The following is a 19,760-nucleotide window of genomic DNA, read 5'->3' on the forward strand; positions in this document are numbered from 1 at the left end:
CCATTCCCATTTAATATTATACATGAATGGAATTTTGGCTGCACATCCAGTTATTACATTTTTTGTCCTTCTTTTTACCCTTTATTCCTCTACTTCCACAACCGCAATCGTTGTATCTCCATTTTTCGCTTTTTCAATAACAGCATCTGCAAGGCGGATAAAATTCCCCCCTGAGGAGCTTGCCCCACTGACCATGTCTATGTTGTCTGTATTTTGGTTCTCCATAAGCTGGGATGCATAAGTCCTTGTATATTTATTCGGATAGGTTCCCTGTATGGCATTCATAGTCCGCATATATGCCATATCCCAGGACTTTATAAATCCGCTGGCATTCTTGGCGTTATATTCCACCGAGACAATCTGATCCTCCATCACACAGATTGTCACATATTCCTTCCAGCCATTATTATATTCAGAAAGTTCTGCCGTGTAGTAGCCATCCTGCATCTTTTCCCCATTGCTGCAGGAAACAAGCTGCAGGCACATGAAAACACTGGCCAAAAGTAAAAAGATTCTCTTCTTATTCATTTCGTCTATTCCTCCCTCAGCCTGAATCTTCCAGACATACTCTGCAGCTTTTGAGCCTGTTGGTTCAGCTTCTGGCTGGCAGTGGCGCTCTCAAAGCTGGCATGCAAGTTTTGCTCAGCCAAATCCCGTATCTGGGTTATCTGGCCCGCCATGTTTTCCAGAGACTGCTTCTGTACTGAGACGCTCCCCTCAAGCTGTTTTGTAATCGCAGACATCTGGTTGGACACCTCCTCAATATCGTGGAAGGATTCCGCCACTTTCTTAGCATACTCTGTGCCCCGCTCAATGGCCTGGAGGGAACTGTCTATCATGCCAGATGTACGCTTGGATGACTCAGCGCTCTGGGCCGCAAGATTTCTCACTTCCATGGCCACAATTGCGAAACCGCCCCCGGCGGCCCCTGCCCTGGCGGCTTCCACCGATGCGTTTAGGGCCAGGATGTTGGTCTGGAAAGCAATGTCCTCAAGAAACTTGTTAATCTTAGTGATTTCCACGGAGTTCCTGTTAATATCCTCCATAGCCTGCAGGAGGTTGCTCATATTCTCATCCCCCTTGTCCATGCTCTCCTTTGCCTTTCCCATCAAGCTTCCCGCAAGTTTTGTGTTGTCGTCCACTTCCAGTATATTCTGCCCAATGGCCTCTGTCTCCCCGGACAGGACATTCAGGGAATCTGCCTGCTGTGTGGACCCATTGTGTACCTGCTGTGCACCGCCTGAAACCACATGAGCCGTCATAAGCACTTCCTCCGATGAATGCTTAATTGATTTTAGCATTAGGTTCAGCGCTTCTATAATCTTATTCAGGGACTCTTTCATCTCAACGAAATCCCCGTGGAAAGTCCCCTTTACTTCTACTTTAAAATTGCCTCCTGACATATTCCCCAGAATACTGGACAGCTCTGATATGTATCCATTAATACTAGTAACCGTGTCACTCAGCGCATAGGAGAGCACTTCCGTCTCATCGCCGGTCTTGATGACCTCAGTGGGAGCCTTTAAATCTCCCTGGGCCAGCAGTCCAATACGCTCTGTCACTCCTTTCAGGGATTTCTGAATCCTGGAAGCAAATCTAAGAGTCATTCCCCCTGCCAGGATAAGCAGAACCAGCGTAATTGCCACACTGAGTAAAATACTTGCGTTGGCCGGCCCCATAAAGTCACTGCGGGGAACTAAAATAGTAAGATACCAGTTTGTGCCGTTTATAGGGGCATAGCTTACCAAATCTACAGAACCAGATGCCTCCATGGTCTCCACCCCTGTCTCCCCTGACACCACTTTTTCTGCAATATCCTCTGACTGAAGGCTGTCTGCCAGGCTTGTATTCTCTTCCACGAGCTTTGTATCCCGGTTCCCCATGACCTGCCCCTCCTGGCTGACAATAAATGCCTTCCCATTGGCGCTCAGGTTAATATTACTCAGGACATCGTTCAAGACATCATATTTATAACTGCCCACCAGATAATATAGTATCTCGCCGTCGGACAGAACCGGCATACCAATGGCAAGCTCCAGTCCATTGGAGGAGGAGGCCACATCATCAATCACAAGATTTTGGGTCTCGCCCATCTGTGCAAACATTTTCCGCCCCGAAATTGCTGCCGGGCAATTCTCGTCCCCTAAATACAGCTGCCCTCCTGCATCATACAAACCCAGCCACATAAACTCAATCCCTGTCTGCGCCTTGTCCAGCACAGCCTTTTTCTCCTCCAGGCTGCTCCGGGGGTTTGTAAATGCATCGTTGTCCCCAATCATAAAAATCCTGTCTGAAAGCATGTGCATATTCCCTTCTATGCTCTGAGACGCAGTCTTAATCATAGATGGAAGGATATCTGTCAATATCTTATCCGTCAATGATTTCATGGATACTGCCATGACTGAGACAAGAATGACTGCCAGTACCACAACGATAGTTATTGTATTGAGCAGTATTTTTTTGTTGATATTCCGCTTTACTTTCACACCCTTTTCCTCCTCGTCTGAATAAATAGCATTATTTCTATAATACTACATATATTTTCAACGTACAAGAATAATTATGCAAAAACCAAAGACCCCGATGCAAGCATTCGGGGCGTCAAACTAGCAGCCATGCAGGCACCGGGGTAGTAGATCCCCGCGGCAGCCCCCAAATGGACATGTAAGCATGTCCCCTTGGCTCGTTGCCCGCGGGAGTAAAATATACAGGACGATAAACTGTTAAATGCCTGCACAGCAAAAACTCTATACCAGCAGCGCCCAGTACCCCTGTATAAAAATAAACAATACAATTAAAGGGAGGATATATGATACGTATATTCTGGCCCAGGATGGGAATTTAATTCCAATGCCCGCATTAGCCTCTGCCTGGAACTTCTTCCATCCCCAGCCATACTTGCTTGTACAGAACAAAAGGTATACCAGGCTCCCCAGAGGAAGCAGATTATTGCTGACAAGAAAGTCCTCAAAATCCAGAATATTTTTTGAGCCTCCCATAAAAGTCACGCCGCTTAACAAATTGAACCCCAGCACGCACGGCAGAGACAGCACGATGACCGCAGCTATATTATAGGCCACTGCCTTTTTCCTGCTGCATCCTGTCAGGTCCATTGCAAAGGAAATAATATTCTCAAACACTGCTATGATCGTGGAGGCTGCCGCAAAGAACATACAGAGGAAAAACAATGTCCCCCAGATCCGCCCTCCTCCCATGGAGTTAAAGATATTGGGCAGAGTGATGAATATCAGGCTCGGCCCGCTGTCCGGTTTCACCCCAAAGGCAAAACAGGCAGGGAAGATGATCATCCCTGCAATCAGGGCCACACATGTATCCAACACAGTGACGCAGATGGCCTCGCCTGCCAGAGAACGCTTTTTATCAATATAACTCCCAAAAATGGCAATGGCGCCTATTCCCAGGCTCAGCGTGAAAAATGACTGTCCCATCGCCGCAAAAATAACCTCCATAATGCCGGCATCCTGTACCTTCTGAAAATCCGGGAACAAATAAAAACGGAGTCCCTCCCCTGCCCCTTCCAAAGTGGCAGAACGTAGGGCAAGAATAATCATCAGGGCGAGGAGGAGGAGCATCATAACCTTTGTCACTTTCTCCACACCTTTTTGCAGCCCTTTACTGCATATTCCAAAGCACAGTACCACCACCAGAACCATACAGGAAGCCATAAGTAAAGGCTGGGACATCAGCGCGCCAAACTCCTCTTCCACCTGCCCCGCGCCCATGCCCGTAAACTGACCGGCCGCCATTTTCACAAAATATATAAAAGTCCAGCCTCCAATGGTCGTATAGAACATCATCAGCAGGTAATTCCCCGCCATAGCGCCATACTTGTACCAGTGCCATTTAGTCCCTGCCGGCTCCAGCCTGTCAAATGAAAGGGCGGCGCTCACCTGGCTGGCCCTTCCCACGGAAAATTCCATAATCATGATCGGAAGTCCCAGTATTAAAAGGAAAAATAGATAAATCAGGACAAACGCCGCCCCACCATACTGCCCCGTAATATACGGGAATCTCCAGACATTGCCCAGGCCAATGGCACATCCCGCTGAAATTAGGATAAATCCCAGCCTGGAACCAAATTTTTCTCTCTTCATACCTTCCATAACCTTTCTTTTCTAATTTGTGTTTCATCTTAAGGTATGAAGTTTTTTCTGTCAAGTGTAATACAAGGTTAAAAGGACTCCAGGAACATCGTGCCCTTAACCATTCTTCTCCTTCTCATCGGCATAAAATACATAATCTGGGGCCTCGATTTTCCCGCCATTCCCAAACTCCATGACGATCTTCAGCATTTCTTCCGTACTTATATAGTAATGGCTGTCCCCGTCTATCCAGCCTGTCTGCATCACACGCACCCCAGCCGCCTTAAGTCGGGTGCATTCCTCCTTAATCTCATCATCTGGATATACATCCTTCAAATGGTGCAGGCCAGGCCCATGCTGCTCTAAGAATTTCCAATAAATGTTAGGGCCCTTCACAGGCTGGATCAGCTCAAGTTCCATATCCCCCACCCATTTTACAGCACAAATGAAATCAAACCCTTCTGTGATATGTTCTCCCTCCACATAGAAATCCCTGACTTTCTCAGGCGTGAAGTGCCTCACATCCCAGCCGTCAATTCCAAGATAATAGGCATAATTCTGCATGTATTTTTCTACGTCATCTACCACAAGGGCTATCTGGCGTATATTCTGTCTGTGGGCCACAGGACGCTCTGCATCCTTTGACGGATATACCTCCTCTGCCTCGCCGATCTTACCGCCATTCCCCAGCTCAAGGGTCAGTCCCAGCTTATCATAAGAATTCACATAATAATGGACATCATTGTCAATCCAGCCTGTCTGCGTCACCTCCAGGCCTTTCTCCTCCAGCTCTTTTACATAGGCTGCCAGTTCGTCATCGTCTGGAATCACAACCTTAAAATGGTGCAGTCCGCTTCCAAATTTCTCCAAATGTTCCCAATAAATATTGGGGCCTTTCAATGGCTGAATCAGCTCATACTCCATATCCCCTTCCCATGTAACTGCACAGATAAAATCGAAATCTTCCTGGACAGGCTGCTTACGTACATAGAAATCCCTCACGGTATCTGGGGTAAAATGGCGCACGTCCCAAGGGCCAATGCCGAAATTCTCCCAATAATTTTTCATTGCTGTATCCAAATCATCCACCAAAATGCAGATTTGTTTAATTGAACCTTTCATAACCTCTATCTCCTCTCTTCATCTGCTTCATAAAATATTCCCCATTCTTTCCTGGTCTCTTCTATCAGCGCCCCAATCTTCCTGGACTCTTCCCATGTAAACTGAGGACTTTCTAATACACCCTCCCTGATGCATTCATGCACTTCCTGTATCTCATACTGGAAGCCAGATGCGGGGTATGTCTCCATATATTTTTCTGTTGTCCCGTCATTTAAGGTCAGCGTAGATGTGGTGGGGTGCCAGAACTCCGGCCCTATCACAATCCGGCCCTCTTCCCCCACAATTTCTGTCTGGGGATTGCTGACCTGGTTAAAGGCCCCGCCCAAGAATGCAGCGCCTCCATCCTCATATTCGAGGAGCATATGAAAGCTTTCATCCACTTCCCCATTGGACTTCATCGTTGAATAGGTGTTCACTGGCCCGTCAGGGAACACCATATATGCCATAGCCAAGGAATATATCCCCACGTCCCGCATGGCCCCTGCCGCATGTTGAATCCCGCCCTTCCATGGCTGCCAGTCTTCTGGGGCAGGCTTTATGTTAAAGGAGGCATGTACAGCTAACGGCCTGCCAATACGCCCCTTCTCTATCCAGGCCCTGGCTTCCTTTACAGCCGGAAAACATCTTGTCCACATCCCCTCCATGAGAAATGTCTTTTTATCCTCTGCTTTCTTAAGTACCGCCTCAAGCTGAACCAGATTATCTACCATTGGCTTTTCGCTTAAAACCGGGATGCCTCTCTCCAGCGCTTCCATAATATAAGTATAGTGGCAGTCATTGGGGACTGCTATATAAGCTGCATCAGGCTTTTCCTTTTCCAACATTTCCCCAAAATCTGTATACGCTTTTCCACAGCCATATTTTTCCGCAAAATGCAGGCCGCTTTCAAAGCTCCTGGATGAAACCGCCGCCAGAACCGCATCCTTTACTTCTCCCATCCCTTTTGCAAACTCATTGGCTATATAGCCAGTACCAGCAATCACCCACTTTATCTGATTCATAGATATCCTCCTGACTTAATGTATTTTTATTGTCCTGTCTATGAATATTATGTGCATTTCTACTATATATGTCAATATTACTTCCTTATTTTTTATATATTTATTACATATACACATTATAAAAACGTTTCCATGTAACTATTATGCACAAGGGAAACGTTTTCACAAATCAGTAATAATTATTATTTAATTGTCTTTTTTAAAGCTGCCAGGCGAAAACCGCTGCATATCTGCCCCAACATCTGCCCAGGCGTATTTTTATAATCCCTTAAGCCGTACCGCCTTTCTGGAAATAGACATCCGTCACCTGATGGTAATCAATGTCTCCCTCTCCCTGAACCAGTTTCATGACTGTATCTACACATTTCTTTGCCAAAAGGGGAATATCCTGGCACACGGCCGTCACAACCGGAGTCACCATCCGCGTCATATCCGTGCCGTCATATCCCACAATTTTTAACTGCTGAGGGACTTTAATCCCCATGTCTGAAGCAAAATGATACAGGGCAATGGCGCCCATGTCTGAGGCAAATATGCCGTCCGCCTCTTTAAGCTCATCTACATACTTCTGCATAAGATCCATATAGTAAGAATAACTGGTTCGGTTCCACTCCATTTCCAGCGTCCTTACAGAAATATGATAGGCATTCATCACCTTCTCAAATTCTATATATCTGTCATTTGAAGGTGTGTTTACCTGAAAACAGCCGCCTATCTGGATAACCCTGCGGCATCCCCGGCTGGCCAGATATTCTGCAACCATCTGCCCACCCTTTTTATGGTCCGAGTGAATCAGTGGTATCCTGGGCCCTAAATCATGGTCCATGCTGACAATCGGCTTATCTATTTCCTTATATACTGTGTCTTCTACCGAAAGCGCCCCTGTAATAATCCCGTCAACAATATTGCGCTTCAGCATATCAACATATTCCTTTTCCCTGTCACTGGTTTTAACTGTATTGCACACCATTGTTTTATAGCCGTATTTGTACAGCTCTATCTCAACCTGGCGGATGAAGGATGCATAAAAAGGGGTCTGGAAATCAGGTATAATCACTCCTATAATCCCCGACCTCTTTCTGGACAGATTCCGGGCCCGCTCATTGGGGATAAAATCCAATTCCCTGATAGCGGCCTCAATTCGCTCCCTGGCCTCCTCCGACACATACCCCGTATGATTAATCATCCTAGAGACTGTCGCTATCCCCACCCCTGCCTGCTCCGCCACATCTTTAATTGTAGTCAAACCAGATCCCTCCTGTTTTTTACTGTCATTTCCATTCACTCCAGAGAGCGCTTCTTTGTAATTGTAACTTTTTCATCATAACATGTAAAGATCTCTTCCACCTGTTTTTCCGGGATTCTGGGTGTTATCAGGCTGACGGCAGGTACAATGGCCAATCCTGCCAGCATAGCCACGGCCCCTGCATTAATAGGGGATTCTATATAACCCATAAACATATTCGATACTGTAATCCCCACACCTGTGATGAAACTGGCCCACACGGCTGCTTTTGTAACCCGTTTCCAGTACAGTCCGTATAAAAACGGCGCCAAAAAAGCGCCTGCCAGCGCTCCCCAGGAAATCCCCATGAGCTGGGCTATAAAGGTTGGGGGATCCAGTGCAATGACTACTGAGATAATAATAAAGAAAATGATAAACAGCTGCATGGTAACTACCTGCTTCTTCTCACTCATATCCTTTATCACATTATCTTTCAGCAAATCCAGGGTCATAGTTGAGCTGGATGTAAGGACCAGGGAAGACAAGGTTGACATGGATGCAGACAGCACCAGTACCACAACCACACCAATCAGTATATCAGGCAGTGTGGAGAGCATAAAGGGGATAATGCTGTCATATACAACGGCCCCTGTTGCCTTATCATAGAGCGCCGGGTCGTCAAACAGCCTGCCAAACCCGCCCAGAAAATAACACCCGCCTGAAACGACTACTGCAAATAATGTAGAAATCACTGTCCCTGTGTTAATTGCCTTTTCATCTCTGATCGCATAAAACTTACTGATCATCTGGGGCAGTCCCCAGGTTCCCAGGGAAGTCAGGACCACCACACCCAGAAGATTCACGGGATCCGGACCAAAAAATGAGGTGAAGGCTCCCGGCTGCCCCTGTGTCACTGGAACGTCACTGGGCAACTGCGCCATCGTCCCAAGGGCCTCCATGAACCCGCCCCTTCCGCTTAATACCGCGCCTATCACTGCCACAATTCCAATCAGCATAATGATTCCCTGAATAAAATCATTAATGGCCGTGGCCATATATCCCCCCAAAATCACATATACCGCAGTAAATGCCGCCATCACAACTACACAGTAAGCATAGGGAATATGGAATGCCATCTGAAACAGCCTGGAAAGGCCGTTGTACACAGAAGCCGTATACGGAATCAAGAATATGAACACAATCACCGATGCAGCAATTTTCAAGGACTTACTTCCGTACCGCTCCCCAAAAAACTCCGGCATAGTCCTGGATTTAAGATGCTGGGACATGACCTTTGTCCTTCTTCCCAGGACCACCCACGCCAAAAGGCTCCCCAGCACTGCATTCCCAATCCCGATCCATGTTGACGCCACTCCATATTTCCACCCGAACTGCCCGGCATATCCCACAAAAACAACTGCAGAGAAATAAGAAGTCCCATAAGCAAAAGCTGTCAGCCATGGCCCCACAGACCTCCCTCCCAGTACAAATCCATCTACGTTTCTTGTGTGTTTCCTGGAGTAGATTCCCACACCAACCATCACTGCAAAAAAAACAATCAGCAAAAATAATTTGACTCCCATCTCTCTTCCTCATTTCTTTTTTTATAGTTCACCCCGGCCTTTTTACTAATACGCTTTAAAGCGCAACGCTTTAAAGTATTAAAGTACCGTTTTTTATCTTACCACATGGAATTATTCCTGTCAACCAGGCCTTGCATTCCCCAGCGGCAGGGAGCCGAAGTCCCCAATACAGGCATACTGAACATCAAACTAGCAGCGATGCAGGCATGGGGGTATTAGATCCTTACGGCAGCCGCCAAATGGACATGTAAACATGTCCCCTTGGCTCGTTGCCCGCGGGAAATAAAATGGCCGATGGAAACTTAAAAGCTTCCGTCAGCCATTGCTTTTATAGAAGTAACATACTCCGAAGGTGTCATACCCGTAATTTTCTTGAACTGGCGGGAAAAATAATGTATCGAAGTATAGCCAAGATGTTCAGAAATCTGGGTGAAATTCATGCGGTTGGTCCTGATCAATTCTTTTGCAATATTAATTTTCATAAGAGAAAAGTATTCTATAACTCCCATATTGCACTGTTCTTTAAAAATTTTTTGAAGCTGTGATCTTCCGGTCAAATTGTCATGGCAAATCTGGTCAATGGTGACACGAGTATCTATCCTACTTTCCAGATAATTCACAATTCGGTTAAAAACTTCTGTATCACTCTTACTCTTAGTTGTCTTAAGTGTTTCATGACGAGGCATACCTTTGTATGGCATCAGCGGGCCGGAATGTCTGCGGATCAGGTGAATTAGAAACTGGGTCAGATACAAATGAATAAGTTGTTCGGACCCAAAAAGATTTGGCTCTTTCATAGGCATGTTCTGAAGATAGGGATCATCCAGCCGGCAGTCAAAGCAACGTCTTGCCTCAATGATAATATTGGCTAAAAGATTCTGCTCCGTTTGGTCAATCTGCAGGATCCGCTTAGAAAAAAAGCGCATGGCTTCATCGGTACATTGGAAGGATATGACAACAAGGTTGGGGGCGATACCGCCAACTGCACGAACATTATGAAATTCATTTGGCTGATGAAAAGCAATATCTCCCTTTTTTAATATTGAAAATGAATCACCGGAAGTGATCCCCACTTCCCCCTTGTCCACACAGATAAATTCCCAGAAATTATGGGATTCTCCCTGGAAATAAAAATCATTCATATATTCGAAGTAGTGAATGCTGTAGATTTTACCTATATTTATTGAATTGTGAAGCTTAATTCCGTTATACCCCATAGTGGAACTCCTGTATTGTATTATCCGTATGATACTCCTGCCCTTTTACTATTTTACAATATTCTATTTTGTATTATAGCCTGTTTTGAGCAAAAATCAAAGAGTAAAGTAAATGCAACTAGTGCAAATTATGGAGAAGATAAGACAAAGATTTTTCCCTTGGAGTATACTACAATAGACTTATCAGCCAAACAAACTATATAGAAAGTAAAGTATTAAAAAGAAAACTATAAGCATTCTTCTTTTTACAGCAATGGTTGGATTGCGGCAGAAGGAAAGAAAAAACGGCAGCCGTCCCTATATAGTATATGTACGCACAGCTTTAGAACACGTAATGTGATAACAGGCCAAAACGCTGGTCCAATCAGTATGATCCTGTGTCTGTACGCAGTAATTATCTTTCATCAGTAATAGATCATAAACGTCTGGAGGTAGAGCGATGAAAAAACCAATATTAGTCATTATGGCAGCAGGAATGGGAAGCCGCTATGGCGGATTGAAGCAGATTGACCCGATAGATGAAGAGGGACATATTCTCATGGACTTCTCCATGTATGACGCAAAACAAGCAGGATTTGAAAAGGTAATCTTTATTGTCAAGAAAGAGGACGAAACAGACTTTAAGGAAGCAGTCGGCGCCCGCATGGCAGAACATATGGATATATCCTATGCATTTCAGGAGCTCACGGATATCCCAGAAGGATATGAGGTTCCAGAAGGGCGTGTGAAACCGTGGGGGACGGCACATGCCGTACTTAGCTGTATTGATCAGATTGATGGGCCGTTTGCAGTAATTAATGCAGATGACTATTATGGCCAGGAAGCCTTCAAACTGATTTATAATTATCTGGTATCTCATGAAGACAATGAGAAATATTGTTATGCTATGATAGGATACCACCTCGGAAATACGGTAACAGATAATGGGCATGTGGCACGTGGTATCTGTGATATGAATGAAAAGGGAGAATTAGCAGCGATTTACGAAAGAACCAGAATTGAGAAACGTAATGGAGGAATCGCATTTACAGAGGACGGCGGTGAAACGTGGACTTCAATTGCAGCAGAAACAATCGTATCTATGAATATGTGGGGATTCTCTACGAGTATTCTGGAAGAAATCAAAGCAGAATTTCCAGCATTTCTAGACGCAGGATTCCAGGACAATCCAATAAAATGTGAATACTTCCTGCCCACAGTCGTAAGCAATCTCCTAAGCGAAGGCCGTGCAAGTGTTGCTGTTTTAGAATCCGCAGATAAATGGTATGGTGTAACATATAAAGAGGATAAGCCAGTAGTTGTAGCGGCGATTAAGCAAATGAAAGAATGTGGACTATATCCAACACATCTTTGGGAGGAAATATAAATGATTCAGGTGACACAGAAGCAAAAAGAGGAAGCAATTGCCCATTTTCAATTTGAGGGAACACTGATTAAGCAGGAATCATATGGAAGCGGACACATCAATGATACATTTCTTTTGACATTTGAAGCTAAAGGAAAAGAGAAAAAAAAGGAAAAAAATGTAATACTTCAGAGAATAAACACGGAAATATTTTCAGACCCAATTGGACTGATGGAAAATATTGTTGGCGTTACGTCCTATCTTCGCAGGAGGATTATTGAAGAAGGGGGAGATCCAGACAGAGAGACATTAAACATTATTCCTACGATAGATGGCAGAGATTATTTTTTGGACTCTAAAGGCGATTACTGGCGCTCGTATATATTTATTACAAATGCTGCAAGCTATGACAAGGTGGAACAACCGGAGTATTTTTACCAGAGCGCAGTGGCATTTGGACACTTCCAGTGTATGCTTGCTGATTATCCCGCAGAAACACTTCATGAAACAATTGCTGGATTCCATGATACAAAGGCTAGATTTGCTGCTTTCAAGAAAGTAGTACAAGAAGATGTGCTAAAAAGGGCAGCTTCCGTTCAAAAGGAGATTCAGTTTGTGTTGGGGCATGAGGATGTTGCAAATTATTTCAGCGATCTTCTTGCAGCTGGAGAAATACCTCTTCGTGTTACACATAATGATACCAAGCTTAATAATATTATGATTGATAACAAGACCAAAAAGGGTATCTGTGTCATCGATCTTGATACGGTTATGCCGGGACTTGCAATGAATGATTTCGGAGATTCTATCCGGTTTGGTGCAAATACTGCGGCAGAAGATGAGGCAGACCTGGATAAAGTCTCCTGTAGTATGGAGTTATTTGACCTGTATGCCAAAGGCTTCATTGAAGGATGCGGTGGGAAGCTTACACAGAAAGAAATTGATCTCATGCCCATGGGTGCAAAGGCCATGACATTTGAATGTGGAATGCGCTTTTTGACAGATTATCTTCAGGGAGATACCTATTTTAAGACTCACAGAGAAGGGCATAATCTGGATAGATGCAGAACTCAATTTAAACTGGTTGAGGATATGGAACAGAAATGGCATACTATGCATGAAATAGTTAAAAAGTACAGCAGCAATTAGGGGGCAGAATAATGGCAAAGATTTTAATTACAGGTGGAGCAGGGTATATTGGAAGTCATACAGCACTGGAACTGCTAAATGCAGGATACGAGATTGTAGTATATGATAATCTTTTTAACTCTTCAGAGGAATCCATAAAAAGAGTGGAGAAGCTGACTGGTAAGAAAATTACATTCTATAAAGGAGATGTATTGGATGAAGGTACCCTAGAATCTATGTTTCGGGCGGAGAATATTGATGCTGTTATTCATTGTGCGGCATTAAAGGCTGTTGGAGAATCTGTCCAGAAGCCATTGGAGTACTACCACAACAATATTACAGGAACACTTAATCTGTTGGGCGTTATGGATAGGGTCGGAGTTAAAAATATTGTATTTAGTTCTTCAGCCACTGTTTATGGAAGTCCAGAAGAAATCCCAATCACAGAAGCCTGCCCGAAAGGTCAGTGTACGAACCCTTATGGTTGGACGAAATCCATGATGGAACAGATTATGGCTGATCTACAAAAAGCAAAACCAGATTGGAACGTAATTCTTTTGAGATATTTTAATCCGGCTGGAGCTCATAAGAGCGGATGTATCGGGGAAGATCCGAAGGGCATCCCAAACAATCTAATGCCATACATTTCTCAGGTTGCAGTTGAAAAGCTGGAAAAGCTTGCAGTGTTTGGAGATGATTATGATACTCCCGACGGAACAGGGATCCGCGATTACATCCATGTGGTGGATCTTGCGATGGGACACGTAAAAGCCATTGACTATATCTTTGATAAAAATCCAGGACTTGATGTCATCAATCTGGGAACCGGAATAGGTTACTCAGTACTTGATATGGTTAAAGCATTTTCCAAGGCATGTGGAAAGAATATCCCATATGAAATCAAACCTCGTCGTGCAGGAGATATTGCAATATGCTATGCGGATCCAAAGAAGGCAAAAGAAGTCCTTGGCTGGAAGGCTGAAAGAGATTTGGATGAAATGTGTGAGGACACGTGGAGATGGCAGTCTCAGAATCCCAATGGCTATGCTGAGCCAAATACCCCGATGTAAGCATACGGGCATCAAACTAGCAGCGATACAGGCATCGGGGTATAGATGCCTGTATCTAAGACTTCCCATGCACCTAGCTCTCTGAGGAGGAGGCTCCCATCTGCTTCACCCGGTCCTGTATGGTCTTATTATAATTCTCTATCCTGCGGCTGTATGGCTCTTCCATAAACTTTGAGTTAAGCATAAAGTCGGCTGTGGCAAGATTGTTGGCAATGGGTATATCATATACAACGGCGATTCTCAGCAAGGCTTTTACATCTGGATCATGGGGCTGTGCCTCCAATGGATCCCACAAAAAAATCATAAAGTCAATCTGCCCTTCCACAATTTTGGCCCCTATCTGCTGGTCGCCTCCCAGAGGGCCGCTGCAATACCCCTTGACAGGCAAGCCTGTCCGCTCTGAGATCAGTCTGGATGTGGTTCCCGTCCCACACAAAAAATGGCTTTTTAATATTTCCTTATTTCTGTCACACCAGTCAACCAGTTCTTTCTTTTTGCCATCATGGGCGACCAAAGCTATATGTTTCGCCTTTCCGATTACCATAGTTACAAAGTTCTCATCTAACATATTATTCCCTCCATCACTGGCCCTGCGTCTATACAGGAATCTTTCATGTAACTGCTTCCAATTTACAAGAATACATAAGACTACACGGCCAGAGGCATCTGTCAATGCCCCCTCTTGGATAAACCATTTAAACAAGCTGTTCCATAGAATGGAAGCGGATTGAAGCCAGCAGGCCTATGATTACTGTTATTATAATACTATAAATCAGAATGATTGGAAAGACAAAATCTATGCCAAATACAAATCCTGCTATGACTGCCGCCAAAACGCCAAAACCGAGGAGCGTCATCTGAATCAACGCCCTAACTATATCTTGCCCGGTCTTACCCAATGTATCTCCCAGCACACATTGTGCCACAACCCTTGTATACAGCCTGTTTGCCTGCAGCACTGTATAAATCAGGACGGAGAGGATTACCTGTGCGGGATGAATCCTCCACACAATCCCCAGGGGAATACAAAACAGGCATCCGTCTGCCAGAGCTTTTATATGCTCCATTAAAGTAGAGTACCACAGCTTCTTCACAGGACTGTCAGGAATCATAAAAAGGTATGGACTCTTAAGTTCATTCTCCCATTTCCCAAGATATCCCGTCAGTATCAGAGTCATATAAGCAATAATGCCTAGAAGGTACATCTGGGGCACACCCGACTTCATCGCATTCTCCCTGAGCGTAAACGAAAACAAGGCTGCTATAAAAACACTGATAAGTGTCATTTTAGAAAAAATGAAGTATTTCTCTTTCCTATATTCCAGCAGCTGCCTGTAAAATATAGCCTTTGCCCCAGTTGCCTTTATCGTCCGGTTCACACGGCGGAACTTTCTTTTCTTCTGCTCCATGCCCAGGACCACCTCTCCGTCTTTCTTGCGCCTGCGCATCTCGGCATAATTGTCTGCAAATTTCGCCGCATCCTCAAAATACTCTCCCCGGCAGGGTATGCAGCGGGCCACAAAGAACATGCCAATTACAGAGAATACATATAGGCTGCTGCAGACAACATTCAAAGTTGTAGGCCCTAAAAGAACCAGGCGGTAAACAGCAATATTCCACCCTACTACTGGTATCATCTGAAGGCCTTCCCAGTCTACAAAGGATGAGGCCGTCTTAAGGGAGACTCCATGCTCCCTAAAATACAGTATGATAAACAGCGTAATTCCAACCAGAAACACCTTGATCAGCCGCCCTATCCACAGCATCACCTTGGATGGGATCTTGTCATTGGTATATAGAAATACCATCAGGCTGGATTCAAATATGGTTTCCAGCACGCATCCTGTGAAAAAGAATAACAGCATACGCCATACTTCCACATTAAATACTGTAACCCCGGCAATAAAAAACAAAATGCAGATCCCCACTGTCAGAAGATAGTTCATCCAGGCACTATGGATAAGCACAGTTTTGGGACTAATGGGCGCAGGAAAAACAAAATGCCCATGGGCCGGCCTGAATATAATCCCTTTCTTAGAGGCATACCCGATAAAATTGCTCAGAAATATATAAATAGTCCAGACTGTAATCACAGCCACCAGTCCCTTTACAGAGCCAAAACTAACCATCTTCAGCAGCTGCCCAACCATAACTATGACAAAAACAGCATACAGTACTCCGGCAATGATAAGTATAAGGGAAACTGGTTTTTTAACCGCTTTCTTCAGGCTATTGATAAAGCTCCTTTTTGTCAGATACATTAACGATCTCATGATTTCTCACCATCCGTATTCCAGTCTCCAGTCATCTCAAAGAACAAGTCATCCAAATCCTTCTCCCCGGCCTCAGACTTCTTATATGAACCTATAATATGGCTCTTCTCCATGACAAACATTACATCCCACAATTCTTCCACCATCTCCAGCATATGTGTGCTGATTAAAACTGTCACCCCTGTTTCCTTCAACTCCAGAACCACATCCTTCAGCTCTTTGATTGCCTTTGGATCCAGGCCCACCATGGGTTCATCCAGCAGAATTACCTTGGGACGGATGGCCAGGGCACAACAGATACTTACCTTCTGCATCATCCCCTTTGACAGTTCATTGCCCAGTTTATCCTGCTTATCGTCCAGATCAAAACGCCTCAGGATGGACGCGACCTCCTCATCTGAGATCCCACTGTCATATGCCTTCCTCACGTATTCAATATGTTCCCTGACAGTCAATGACTCAAACATGGCAGGTATCTCGGGAACATAGGCAAAAATCTTCTTTGCCTCCAGCTGCCTGGCAGGTATCCCCTGTATGCCGATTCTGCCCGAATATCTGAGCAAGCCTGCAATACTCTTGATTATCGTAGACTTTCCGGCTCCGTTTGGCCCTAGCAAGACCCCTACCTGCCCGTCAGGTATAAAAAAACTGACCTTATCCACTGCCAGGTACTTCCCATATGATTTACTTAATTCCTGAATTTCAAGCATACTATCCTCCTCATAAAGCATCCTTATATTGTTCTGATATTTAGAAAGCTTTATTGTATTATTGATTTAATACAATAATACGTTGTTTTTTATTCTCTGTCAACACTAACTTAATAGCTATATGAGATTTTTTGCAGCAAATATAGTACTTATAATATTTATATGTTACAATATACAAAACCTCAAAAGTTTATATAAGGGACGCCCCTTAATTCATACTCTGAAATGTACGCAAGATGGAGGGACTGATATGGAAATTTCTAAGAAATTGGCAGGGCAGATTGTACATGCCGTCTATGAGGTGGTGGGCAGCGACATCAACTTTATCAGTGCTTCCGGCATAATTATCGGAAGCACAAACAAGAGCAGGATCGGCACTTTCCATGAGGCTGGCTGCCAGGCGATTCAACGCGGGGAGCCTGTTATCGTTGAGGAAGCGCATACTTTCTCGGGAGCACAAGCCGGCATCAATTACCCTATCTTTTTCGAGGGGATCCCTATAGCTGTAATCGGCATAACAGGCCAGCCAAAAGAGCTCGAAAAATTTGGATTTCTTATTACAAAAATTACAGAAGTCTTTTTGAAGGAGCAGCAGTTAAATCAGGAGCTGCTCTCTGAAACCCGGTCCCTGCATTATCTTATCACCTCTCTTATATACGACAATATTCAAAATCAGCAGCAGTTTGACATTTTGCTCCATAAATACCAGATGGATCCAACAGAACAGTATGCGGTACTGTCTGTACAAATGCTGGACACCTCCCTGGAACAATCTCTGAGGTTCTATTTCTCTGGCATAGGCTGCCAGCTTTCACTTTACCTATACCCAAATGAATGGGTTGTCTTGTTTGACCAGGATACTTATGCCCTATTTTCCAGCCAAGAATTTACATTAACATACAAGGGCAGGCTGCATGCCGGTATCAGTACATTTGCGCCTCTCTATCAGGCAAGCCAATCCTATCAGGATGCGTGTACCGCCAGGAACCGTGCCTTTCAGATGAATACAGCCCTCTGTACTATGAGTGATATTTCCATTGAATTTGCCCTGGAAAGTATTCCGGCAAATATGAAAACTCTCTATGCAAATCAGATATTAAATCCCCTTACTGATAAGGAGCTTCATATTCTGAAAACCTATTTACTATATGGCCTCTCCCTCAAAGATACAGCAGAAGTTCTTTTTATCCATAAAAATACACTGCAGTACCAATTAGACAAAATCACGGATAAAACTGGCCTGAATCCCCGCCGTTTTCAAGATGCCTTTTTACTGCAGTTTGCATTCTTGTGCAGAGAATCGGAACCTTTAGGGCAGGCGGGAAAACCCCCACGGAGCACAAATAATTAGGTTTTCAGCCAATTGCACTTTGGTATATATACTATATTATAGTTCTGTATCTTTATTTTTTTATTTTATATAACATAGCCTTTTATTAGCCATTTGATATACTAATAGTAAATTTAATTTAACAGGGCGCCCTTCTATATCAACGGCTCCCATAACACACATCTTTACTGAATTTAAAATATGGAGGAAGGTATTTATGAAAGTCGTTATTGCAATTGATTCATTAAAGGGCAGCTTAAGCTCCATGGAGGCAGGGTTCGCAGCAAAGGAAGGGATACTCCGCGCCCACCCGGACGCCCAGGTCATAGTAAGGCCTCTGGCAGACGGAGGGGAGGGGACTACAGATGCCCTGATCGAAGGTATGGGAGGGCAGAAAATTGATGTGACAGTCACCGGGCCTATGGGAGAAAAAATTACTGCATATTATGGATATTTAAAGGAATCTGATACAGCCGTGATCGAGATGGCGTCGGCTGCCGGAATTACCCTTGTGCCAGAGCAGCAAAAAAACCCTCTGCTGGCAACCACCTACGGCGTAGGTGAGATGATTAAAGATGCCGCGGAGAAAGGATGCAGAAATTTTATACTAGGGATCGGAGGCAGCGCCACCAATGACGGGGGGATCGGAATGCTGCAGGCATTGGGATACAGCTTTCTTGATAAAAACGGCCAGGAGGCAGGCAGGGGTGCACAGGCTCTTGATACAATTGTCTCTATTTGTGATACAAATACTTACCCCAAACTTAAGGACTGCCATTTTCATGTCGCCTGTGACGTCACCAATCCCCTTTGTGGAAAAAACGGCGCCACCTATATTTATGGCCCTCAGAAAGGAGTGACAGAGGATATGAAAGAACCTTTAGACCGCGCTATGCTGCATTATGCAAAAGTTACATCCCAGACTTTACATAATGACTTCTCATTAACCCAGGGAGCAGGGGCGGCCGGAGGCCTTGGCTTCGCCTTTCTAAGCTATCTTCATGCGGATCTGACTCCCGGCATAGACTTGATACTTAAAGCCATAAATTTGGAGGAAGATCTTAAATCGGCAGATATCGTTGTGACCGGCGAAGGCCGTCTGGATCATCAGACTGCCATGGGGAAAGCTCCTGTGGGGGTTGCAAGGCTTGCAAAGAAGTTTGACGCACAGGTGCTTGCCTTTGCCGGAGGAGTCACAAAAGATGCACGGGCATGTAATGAAGCCGGCATCGATGCATTCTTCCCCATCCTGAGGGGAATAGCCACACTAGAGGAAGCCATGGACCCTGAAAATGCACGGGGTAACATGGCGGATGCCGTAGAACAGGTATTCCGTATTTTATAGACGGCCAAATTACGGTCAGTTAAGTAAATTGTTGATTCCTCTTTTCTAACTTATAGGATGATTTTTTCAAATTATGCGTCAGTTTTTCTTTCTCAGATTGTTTACTTAACATAAGGAGCTAATCTCCTCACTTTTTTTAGCTCCTTTCCCACCACATGAAGAAACCCCGGATTTTAAAAACCGGGGTTTTCTTTTGGCTTTAACTATTCTTCTGCAGCTTTGCTCAATTAAGATTTATCTCCATGACTCTAAATCTTCTTTCCAGTATATTTATAATCCGACATTTTGAAGCTTGTTAGGAATATTAG

16 protein-coding genes are annotated in these 19,760 nt (G+C 44.5%); 5 read left to right on the forward strand and 11 right to left on the reverse strand.

Annotation, left to right across the window (positions count from 1 at the left end):
• Window positions 1-81 precede the first annotated feature (81 nt).
• From EFA47_RS11085 to EFA47_RS11120, 8 genes are all read right to left on the reverse strand, one after another.
• On the reverse strand, window positions 82-528 hold the full coding sequence (locus EFA47_RS11085) for an FMN-binding protein (RefSeq protein WP_122643334.1): 447 nt from the start codon (window positions 526-528) through the stop codon (window positions 82-84).
• Window positions 529-533: 5 nt separating this feature from the next.
• A complete protein-coding gene (locus EFA47_RS11090) occupies window positions 534-2,486 on the reverse strand; it encodes a methyl-accepting chemotaxis protein (protein ID WP_122643335.1) in 1,953 nt (650 codons plus the stop codon).
• Window positions 2,487-2,747: 261 nt separating this feature from the next.
• A complete protein-coding gene (locus EFA47_RS11095; protein ID WP_122644508.1) occupies window positions 2,748-4,115 on the reverse strand; it encodes a sodium-dependent transporter in 1,368 nt (455 codons plus the stop codon).
• A 105-nt stretch (window positions 4,116-4,220) separates the two neighbouring features.
• Window positions 4,221-5,225: a VOC family protein gene (locus tag EFA47_RS11100; RefSeq protein WP_122643336.1), complete on the reverse strand. Its 1,005-nt coding sequence runs from the start codon at window positions 5,223-5,225 to the stop codon at window positions 4,221-4,223.
• 5 nt (window positions 5,226-5,230) lie between these two features.
• Complete coding sequence (locus EFA47_RS11105) at window positions 5,231-6,226, reverse strand: Gfo/Idh/MocA family protein (RefSeq protein ID WP_122643337.1); 996 nt, start codon at window positions 6,224-6,226, stop codon at window positions 5,231-5,233.
• Between the two features lie 268 nt (window positions 6,227-6,494).
• Window positions 6,495-7,472 (reverse strand): LacI family DNA-binding transcriptional regulator, encoded by a 978-nt coding sequence (locus EFA47_RS11110; protein WP_122644509.1) that lies wholly within the window; start codon window positions 7,470-7,472, stop codon window positions 6,495-6,497.
• 35 nt (window positions 7,473-7,507) lie between these two features.
• Window positions 7,508-9,034, reverse strand: coding sequence for a sodium:solute symporter family transporter (locus EFA47_RS11115; protein WP_122643338.1), 1,527 nt, complete (start codon window positions 9,032-9,034; stop codon window positions 7,508-7,510).
• A gap of 302 nt (window positions 9,035-9,336) precedes the next feature.
• Window positions 9,337-10,251, reverse strand: a complete 915-nt coding sequence (locus EFA47_RS11120; RefSeq protein WP_122643339.1) for a helix-turn-helix domain-containing protein — start codon at window positions 10,249-10,251, stop codon at window positions 9,337-9,339.
• A gap of 439 nt (window positions 10,252-10,690) precedes the next feature.
• On the opposite strand from EFA47_RS11120, the gene EFA47_RS11125 reads away from it, so the two are divergent.
• Genes EFA47_RS11125 through galE form a run of 3 tightly spaced genes read left to right on the forward strand, consistent with a single transcriptional unit; the run spans window position 10,691 to window position 13,794 of the window.
• Entirely contained in the window at window positions 10,691-11,617 is a 927-nt protein-coding gene (locus EFA47_RS11125) for a sugar phosphate nucleotidyltransferase (RefSeq protein WP_122643340.1), read from the forward strand.
• Window positions 11,618-12,745 carry a phosphotransferase enzyme family protein gene (locus EFA47_RS11130; RefSeq protein ID WP_122643341.1) on the forward strand — a complete coding sequence of 376 codons (1,128 nt, stop codon included), beginning with the start codon at window positions 11,618-11,620 and terminating at the stop codon, window positions 12,743-12,745. It abuts the gene before it with no gap.
• Between the two features lie 11 nt (window positions 12,746-12,756).
• Window positions 12,757-13,794 (forward strand): UDP-glucose 4-epimerase GalE, encoded by a 1,038-nt coding sequence (galE, locus tag EFA47_RS11135; protein WP_122643342.1) that lies wholly within the window; start codon window positions 12,757-12,759, stop codon window positions 13,792-13,794.
• Window positions 13,795-13,867: 73 nt separating this feature from the next.
• On the opposite strand, the gene EFA47_RS11140 is transcribed toward galE, so the two are convergent.
• The 3 genes from EFA47_RS11140 to EFA47_RS11150 all read right to left on the reverse strand — a co-directional run bounded on the left by EFA47_RS11140 (window position 13,868) and on the right by EFA47_RS11150 (window position 16,777).
• Window positions 13,868-14,362: a methylglyoxal synthase gene (locus EFA47_RS11140; protein ID WP_122644510.1), complete on the reverse strand. Its 495-nt coding sequence runs from the start codon at window positions 14,360-14,362 to the stop codon at window positions 13,868-13,870.
• 127 nt (window positions 14,363-14,489) lie between these two features.
• A complete protein-coding gene (locus EFA47_RS11145; RefSeq protein WP_122643343.1) occupies window positions 14,490-16,067 on the reverse strand; it encodes a putative ABC exporter domain-containing protein in 1,578 nt (525 codons plus the stop codon).
• Window positions 16,064-16,777 carry an ABC transporter ATP-binding protein gene (locus tag EFA47_RS11150; RefSeq protein ID WP_122643344.1) on the reverse strand — a complete coding sequence of 238 codons (714 nt, stop codon included), beginning with the start codon at window positions 16,775-16,777 and terminating at the stop codon, window positions 16,064-16,066. Before EFA47_RS11150 ends, EFA47_RS11145 begins: the two co-directional genes overlap by 4 nt.
• Before the next feature lie 250 nt (window positions 16,778-17,027).
• On the opposite strand from EFA47_RS11150, the gene EFA47_RS11155 reads away from it, so the two are divergent.
• Window positions 17,028-18,128 carry a CdaR family transcriptional regulator gene (locus tag EFA47_RS11155; protein WP_164689982.1) on the forward strand — a complete coding sequence of 367 codons (1,101 nt, stop codon included), beginning with the start codon at window positions 17,028-17,030 and terminating at the stop codon, window positions 18,126-18,128.
• A gap of 196 nt (window positions 18,129-18,324) precedes the next feature.
• Window positions 18,325-19,452 (forward strand): glycerate kinase family protein, encoded by a 1,128-nt coding sequence (locus tag EFA47_RS11160; RefSeq protein WP_122643346.1) that lies wholly within the window; start codon window positions 18,325-18,327, stop codon window positions 19,450-19,452.
• The last annotated feature ends 308 nt before the right edge of the window (window positions 19,453-19,760 follow it).

It is taken from the genome of Luxibacter massiliensis (assembly GCF_900604355.1).
In the GTDB taxonomy this organism is placed as follows: Bacteria; Bacillota; Clostridia; order Lachnospirales; family Lachnospiraceae; genus Luxibacter; species Luxibacter massiliensis.

What these genes read in the sequence shown, in the direction of transcription:
- EFA47_RS11085 (WP_122643334.1), bottom strand. Translation starts at nt 528, where the DNA reads ATGAATAAGAAGAGAATCTTTTTACTTTTGGCCAGTGTTTTCATGTGC.
- EFA47_RS11095 (WP_122644508.1), bottom strand. Translation starts at nt 4,115, where the DNA reads ATGAAGAGAGAAAAATTTGGTTCCAGGCTGGGATTTATCCTAATTTCA.
- EFA47_RS11100 (WP_122643336.1), bottom strand. Translation starts at nt 5,225, where the DNA reads ATGAAAGGTTCAATTAAACAAATCTGCATTTTGGTGGATGATTTGGAT.
- EFA47_RS11105 (WP_122643337.1), bottom strand. Translation starts at nt 6,226, where the DNA reads ATGAATCAGATAAAGTGGGTGATTGCTGGTACTGGCTATATAGCCAAT.
- EFA47_RS11115 (WP_122643338.1), bottom strand. Translation starts at nt 9,034, where the DNA reads ATGGGAGTCAAATTATTTTTGCTGATTGTTTTTTTTGCAGTGATGGTT.
- EFA47_RS11120 (WP_122643339.1), bottom strand. Translation starts at nt 10,251, where the DNA reads ATGGGGTATAACGGAATTAAGCTTCACAATTCAATAAATATAGGTAAA.
- EFA47_RS11125 (WP_122643340.1), top strand. Translation starts at nt 10,691, where the DNA reads ATGAAAAAACCAATATTAGTCATTATGGCAGCAGGAATGGGAAGCCGC.
- EFA47_RS11130 (WP_122643341.1), top strand. Translation starts at nt 11,618, where the DNA reads ATGATTCAGGTGACACAGAAGCAAAAAGAGGAAGCAATTGCCCATTTT.
- galE (WP_122643342.1), top strand. Translation starts at nt 12,757, where the DNA reads ATGGCAAAGATTTTAATTACAGGTGGAGCAGGGTATATTGGAAGTCAT.
- EFA47_RS11140 (WP_122644510.1), bottom strand. Translation starts at nt 14,362, where the DNA reads ATGTTAGATGAGAACTTTGTAACTATGGTAATCGGAAAGGCGAAACAT.
- EFA47_RS11145 (WP_122643343.1), bottom strand. Translation starts at nt 16,067, where the DNA reads ATGAGATCGTTAATGTATCTGACAAAAAGGAGCTTTATCAATAGCCTG.
- EFA47_RS11150 (WP_122643344.1), bottom strand. Translation starts at nt 16,777, where the DNA reads ATGCTTGAAATTCAGGAATTAAGTAAATCATATGGGAAGTACCTGGCA.
- EFA47_RS11155 (WP_164689982.1), top strand. Translation starts at nt 17,028, where the DNA reads ATGGAAATTTCTAAGAAATTGGCAGGGCAGATTGTACATGCCGTCTAT.
- EFA47_RS11160 (WP_122643346.1), top strand. Translation starts at nt 18,325, where the DNA reads ATGAAAGTCGTTATTGCAATTGATTCATTAAAGGGCAGCTTAAGCTCC.